Below are 5,352 nucleotides of genomic sequence, written 5' to 3' on the forward strand. Positions count from 1 at the left end.
AGCGGCGCCAGGGACAGCACCGGCAGGTCCGGATTGAGGCCGTCCGGGGGCGTCTGGCCCCGTGCCGCGAGCAGCACCGTCACGGCGTGGGTCGCCAGGCGGCGCATCACGAACCCGAGGACGTCGCGCGTGTCGCGGTCGAAGTGCTGCACATCGTCGGCGATCAGCAGGACGGGCCGGCTCCGGGAGACGCGGGCCAGGAGGTTCAGCACTCCGACGCGCAGCGGCATCGGGTCGTGCTGCCGGGTGGCGGCGACGATCCCGAACGCGGCTTTCAGCGCCTCCCGCTGGTGTTCGGGAAGATCGTCCGTCTCGGGCAGCAGCGGAAGAAGCAACTGGTGCAGGGCGGCGAACGACTGCTCCACCTCGGCCTCACAGCCGCGGGCGGTCAGCACCAGGCTTCCGGTCCCGCGCGCGTGGTCGGCCGCGGCCTCCAGCAGCGCCGTCTTCCCCGTGCCGGCCTCCCCGAGCAGCAGCATCGTCCGCGGCCCGCTCCGGCGCCCGTCGATCGCGTCCACGAGGTGGGCGAGCTCGGTCCCCCGGCCTGTCAGCGTGGTGGTGAGGCCGGGCGGGGTCCCGCGTTCCTCGCCCGCGCCGTCGATGCGCACCCCCGGCCAGGAAGAACCCGGACCGGCGGCGACCATCGGCTCATCCCTGGTGTGTGTCCCCCGTCGTACCACTGCTGGCGACCCTATTCTGCCAGTTACTGATGGTTTGGGCGATTTACCGACGTTCGCCGTCCCGTCGTCCGCTGAGGACGACCCCGCCCACCGAGATCCCGGACGGCGACGTCCAGCGACCCTTCGCCATCGCGACGGACCCCGACCGTACGCTGGTCGCGACCGTCAGCGAGACCGACATCGGCATCGGCCTGCCGGAGGCCGACGGCGTCGGCAGCCAGCCGCTGCCCGGCCTGGTCACCTACGCCGCCAAGCAGCCCAGCGTGGCCTTCGCGCACCAGCGCACCGGCCAGATCGCCCGCGCGCTGACCATCATCAAGGACGCCTCGGCGCCGACCGAGTACCGTTTCCCGATCTCCGCCCCCGAGGGCAGCATGCTGGAGGTCGAGGAGGACGACGGCACGGTCCTGATCTACAACAACGACTTCTACCTCGCCGAGATCGACCTGCCCTGGGCCAGGGACGCCAACGGCAACCCGGTGCCGACCTCGTACCGGGTGGAGGGCATGACGCTCATCCAGACCGTCAACCACGCGGGCGCCGACCCCGCGCTCAAGCTGCAGTGCGAGTGGTGGGGCCAGGAAGAACCAGTGCTTCACGATCCGGTTCCAGGCTCCAGGCATCGTCTGGTACGAGGTCCGCAAGAAGAGCTGCCAGAGCAAGTAGCCCCCGCACCATCCCGACGCCCCGCCCGAACCGGCGGGGACGTCGCCCTGCGCGCCTGATCCCCCGCTGCCCCTCGGCGTCGCCTGGCAGAACGTCGGCTCCGGATTCAATTCTTCCGCCTGAATGCATTCATCAGCACAGCCGTTCTCGGCGTATTCGCGCCCTGCCCGCACTTCCTCAGGAGCGACTGCGGCGTCCCGCGATCGTGCAGGTGGCGAGGCCATCACGGCCGTCCGCGCCCACCTGCTCCCAAGAAAATTCCGAACCGCCGGCCGATTGCCCTGCGCTGCCATCTGACTGGCCGCTTGACACGATGACCATCCATATTTAAGGTCACGTTGACCAGGCGACTTGAAACGTTTTTATCAATGTCAGGCGCGCCCGGCGGCGAAGCGCGGCCGCCATCTCCCCACCCCCCATCAACGGGAGAGAACATGCGTACCAGAAAAGCGCCAACGCTCCTCACCGCAACGGCCACCCACAGCGCCTCGACGGACGCCGTCACCACCTGGGCACCCCCAACGGAGAATCCCATGACAACAGCCCCCACCACGGCGCCACACCCGCTCAAGGGACGACGTCGCCGGTTCGCCCGCATCGTCGCCGCGCTCGCCATCCTGTCGGCCGGCGCCGGGGCCGGCATCGTGCTCGGCCCGGCCCCGGTGTCCGCCGCCGCCTGCGGAGAGGGCACCTTCCAGTCGCAGGTGACCGTCAGCGGCAGCACCTGGACCGCCCGCAACAGCGCCGGCGGCAGCGTCTACACCGGCACCGACTTCCGGGCGGCGGTCCAGGCCGGCATCGGCAGTCTCACAGCCGGGCGCACCTCGATCCAGCGGGTCGTCGTGCGCGGCAACGGCACGATGAGCGCCGGCAGCCGGATCTCGCTGCCGAGCTACACCTCCCTGTCGGTCTGCGGCACGATCAACGTAACCGGCTCGGGCTCGGGCGACTACGCGCCGATCTATTCCCGCGGCACCGCGAACATCGAGGTCCCGTACCTCAACGTCACCGGCACCCCGATCTACGGCATCTTCCTGCGCAACGTCACGAACGTCTGGCTCGGCCAGATCGACATGCGGCTCGGCGCGGGCCTCGGCGTGCGCATCGACAACCGCGGCGACACCAGCCAGTGGACCCGTAACGTCCGGGTCGACACCGTGTACGTGCAAGGAGCCAGTTCGCACGCGATGGAGACCTACGGCGTCGACGGTCTCACCGTCGGCACCGTGACAGCACGCAACGTCGGCGAGTCCGGCCTGCTGCTCAACCAGACCATCAACGCGACGGTCGGCACCGTCGACGCCGACAACGCCGGCGCCGGCACCGGGTACGCCGCCTTCCGCATGGCCAACCGCAACGGCCGGGTCGGCAGCGCCTACCCGAACAACATTCGGGTCGGCACCGTCAAGGCACGCGGCGGCGGCCGGGGCATCTTCTGCGTCTCGGAGAGCGGCGGCGCCACCATCGACCGGGTCGACATCGCCAACGCCGGCAACAACTCGGTGCTGGTGGAGAACTGCTACAACGTCGTCATCGCCGGGGTGTCGGGCACGGTCAGCGGCGGCGGCGAGGTCCGGATCGCGGCCCGTACGGAGTTCGCTCCGTCGTCGGGCATCAGGTTCCAGAACCTGACGGTCACCAACACCGCGATCAGGTGGAGCCCCTGCACCGGCAGCGACAACACGATCAGCAACGTGACCCGTGTCAACTCGACGCTGACCTGGTGCTGACCCATCCCCCTCGCTCTCGGACTGGCAGGAGAGACCATGCGCAAGGTCCGCTTCTTGATCGTCTCCGCTCTGATGCTGTCCCTGTCGCTGGTCGTCCCGAGCGCCGCTTCGGCCGCGGTGATCGGCCCGGCCGGGTGCAGCGCCCGCGTCGGCACGGTGGCCGCCGCCGCCGCGACGACGACCGTCTGGATGGCCGGCGACTCGACCATGGCAAACCCCAGCGCCACCTGCCCCGTGGGCTGGGCCACCGAATTCGACTCGCTGTTCCACAGCAACATCGTGGTCAACAACCTCGCCGTCGCCGGGCGCAGCATCCAGACCTGGCTCTACGAGGGCAACGTGACGTCCACCATCGGCTCGAACGGCGAGTGCGTTCTCAGCTCCACCACCTACTCGTCCCGATGGCAGCAGGTGCTCACCGGCATGAAGGCCGGTGACTACCTGTTCATCCAGTTCGGCATCAACGACGGCTCGACGACCTGCCCGCGCCACGTCGGCACCGCGCGCTACCAGGAGCTGATGACGACGATGGCGCAGGCGGCGCTGGCCCGCGGCGCCCACCCGGTCCTGCTCACCGCCGTCGCCGCCATCACCTGCTCGGGCAGCACCGCGGTGAAGAACCGCGGCTTCGTCACCCAGACCAACGCCGCCGGCGCCGCCACCGGCTCCCCGGTCATCGATCTGCAGACCCTCAGCGTCGACTACTACAACTCCCTGGGCCTGTGCCCCAACAACGGCGACTACACCTCCGGGCCGCTCGGACAGTTCTTCTGCAACGACCACACCCACTTCGAGGCGTACGGCGCCCGGCGGATCGCCCGGCTGGTGACCGGCGCGCTCCGGACACAGAAGATTCCGCTCGCCGACTCCCTCCTGTAGCACCCGCCGGCCGTCGCCGGCGGCCGTGATAACGCAGGCACCCGCCGCCTCGGCGCGCTCGACGTCGGCGGGGGCCGGCCATCACAGCCACCGGGCGTCGGAACGACGTGTGGCAGAGTGACGAAGTGCGCATCTCCTCGCGGGCGTCGGCCCTCGACGAGCCCATCGACCGTGAGCTGGTGCTGCTCGCCCAGCCCGGCGACCCGGCCACCTTGCACAGCACGTACGACGGCATGGCCGCGGTGACGGCGGCCCGCCGCCGGGAGGCGGAGGAGGCCGTCGCGGCCGGTCATCAGGGCACGTTCGGGGCCTTGCCGCGGGAGCGCTGGTGGCCTGACGTGGAGATCGCCTGGGGCAACGGCCGCCGCACGCGCGGTACCGGTCATCTGGCACAGGTGATGGACGACGAGGTCGCCGAGGCGCTGCTCAAGTGCTGATTCGCCGTACCGAACCGAGCGGACCGCTCACCGGCGGCAACGGCGTCCGTCATGCCGAACTGCCAGTGCGGCCTGGCGTGGCCTTCTCCGTTTCGTGGCTGCGGCGTTTTCATGGTTGCCGTGAAAACCTTGACTAACGATCACTTCCGATTCATAGTGAGCCCGTCAACCCACAAAGCTGCGCACCTTCAGAGGTCGCCCGGCGCATAAAATGTTAACGCTAACATGCGATGGCCGCGTTTCATGATTCTTTGATCAATAGCTCACCCGCGGAAATTCCAGCATTCGCGGTGCCCCCCGAGAAAGGCAGAGGTTCATCATGATCGTCGGGTCCGGATTACGGCACGTGAAAAAGGGGATGCTGTCCGCCGGGGCAGCCGTCGCGCTCGCCGCCGGCCTGCTGGCCGGCATCCCCGCCCCGTCGCAGGCCGCCGCATCGCAGTCGTGCGACATCTACGCCGCCGGCGGCACGCCGTGCGTGGCCGCGCACAGCACGACCCGCGCCCTGTACGCCGCCTACAACGGCTCGCTCTACCAGGTACGCCGTTCCTCGGACAACGCCACCCAGAACATCGGCGTGCTCGGCGCGGGCGGGTACGCCAACGCCGCAGCGCAGGATTCCTTCTGCGCCCGTACGACGTGTGTGATCACCGTCATCTACGACCAGTCGGGACGCGGCAACAACCTGACCCAGGCGCCCCCCGGCGGCTTCTCCGGCCCGGCCCCGGGCGGGTACGACAACCTCGCCGTGGCGACGGCGGCGCCCACCATGGTCGGCGGGCACAAGGCGTACGGCGTGTTCGTGGCCCCCGGCACCGGCTACCGCAACAACAACACCAACGGCGTCGCCAAGGGGGACCAGCCCGAGGGCATGTACGCCATCTTCGACGGCACGCACTACAACGGCGGCTGCTGCTTCGACTACGGCAACGCCGAGACCAACAGCCGCGACAACGGCAA

General features: G+C 69.5%; 6 protein-coding genes. 5 read left to right on the plus strand and 1 reads right to left on the minus strand.

Going from position 1 to position 5,352, the window contains the following annotated elements:
- A partial coding sequence (locus tag ACWDX9_RS59155; protein WP_449972391.1) for an ATP-binding protein occupies nt 1-644 on the minus strand: 644 nt, incomplete at its 3' end.
- A 65-nt stretch (nt 645-709) separates the two neighbouring features.
- On the opposite strand from ACWDX9_RS59155, the gene ACWDX9_RS59160 reads away from it, so the two are divergent.
- The 5 genes from ACWDX9_RS59160 to ACWDX9_RS59180 form a co-directional block, all read left to right on the plus strand.
- Nucleotides 710-1,405 carry a hypothetical protein gene (locus tag ACWDX9_RS59160; protein WP_449972394.1) on the plus strand — a complete coding sequence of 232 codons (696 nt, stop codon included), beginning with the start codon at nt 710-712 and terminating at the stop codon, nt 1,403-1,405.
- A gap of 474 nt (nt 1,406-1,879) precedes the next feature.
- Entirely contained in the window at nt 1,880-3,076 is a 1,197-nt protein-coding gene (locus ACWDX9_RS59165) for a hypothetical protein (protein WP_449972396.1), read from the plus strand.
- A gap of 36 nt (nt 3,077-3,112) precedes the next feature.
- Nucleotides 3,113-3,955 (plus strand): SGNH/GDSL hydrolase family protein, encoded by an 843-nt coding sequence (locus tag ACWDX9_RS59170; RefSeq protein WP_449972398.1) that lies wholly within the window; start codon nt 3,113-3,115, stop codon nt 3,953-3,955.
- A gap of 125 nt (nt 3,956-4,080) precedes the next feature.
- The gene (locus ACWDX9_RS59175) at nt 4,081-4,392 is read left to right on the plus strand and encodes a hypothetical protein (protein WP_449972401.1); all 312 of its coding nucleotides are present in this window, start codon (nt 4,081-4,083) and stop codon (nt 4,390-4,392) included.
- Between the two features lie 319 nt (nt 4,393-4,711).
- The coding region (locus ACWDX9_RS59180; protein ID WP_449972403.1) for an arabinofuranosidase catalytic domain-containing protein at nt 4,712-5,352 on the plus strand (641 nt) is incomplete at its 3' end.

The organism is Nonomuraea sp. NPDC003201, assembly GCF_053590415.1.

Excerpts from the sequence above, each read along its gene's own strand:
- ACWDX9_RS59160 (WP_449972394.1), top strand. The coding sequence starts at position 710 with ATGGTTTGGGCGATTTACCGACGTTCGCCGTCCCGTCGTCCGCTGAGG.
- ACWDX9_RS59165 (WP_449972396.1), top strand. The coding sequence starts at position 1,880 with ATGACAACAGCCCCCACCACGGCGCCACACCCGCTCAAGGGACGACGT.
- ACWDX9_RS59170 (WP_449972398.1), top strand. The coding sequence starts at position 3,113 with ATGCGCAAGGTCCGCTTCTTGATCGTCTCCGCTCTGATGCTGTCCCTG.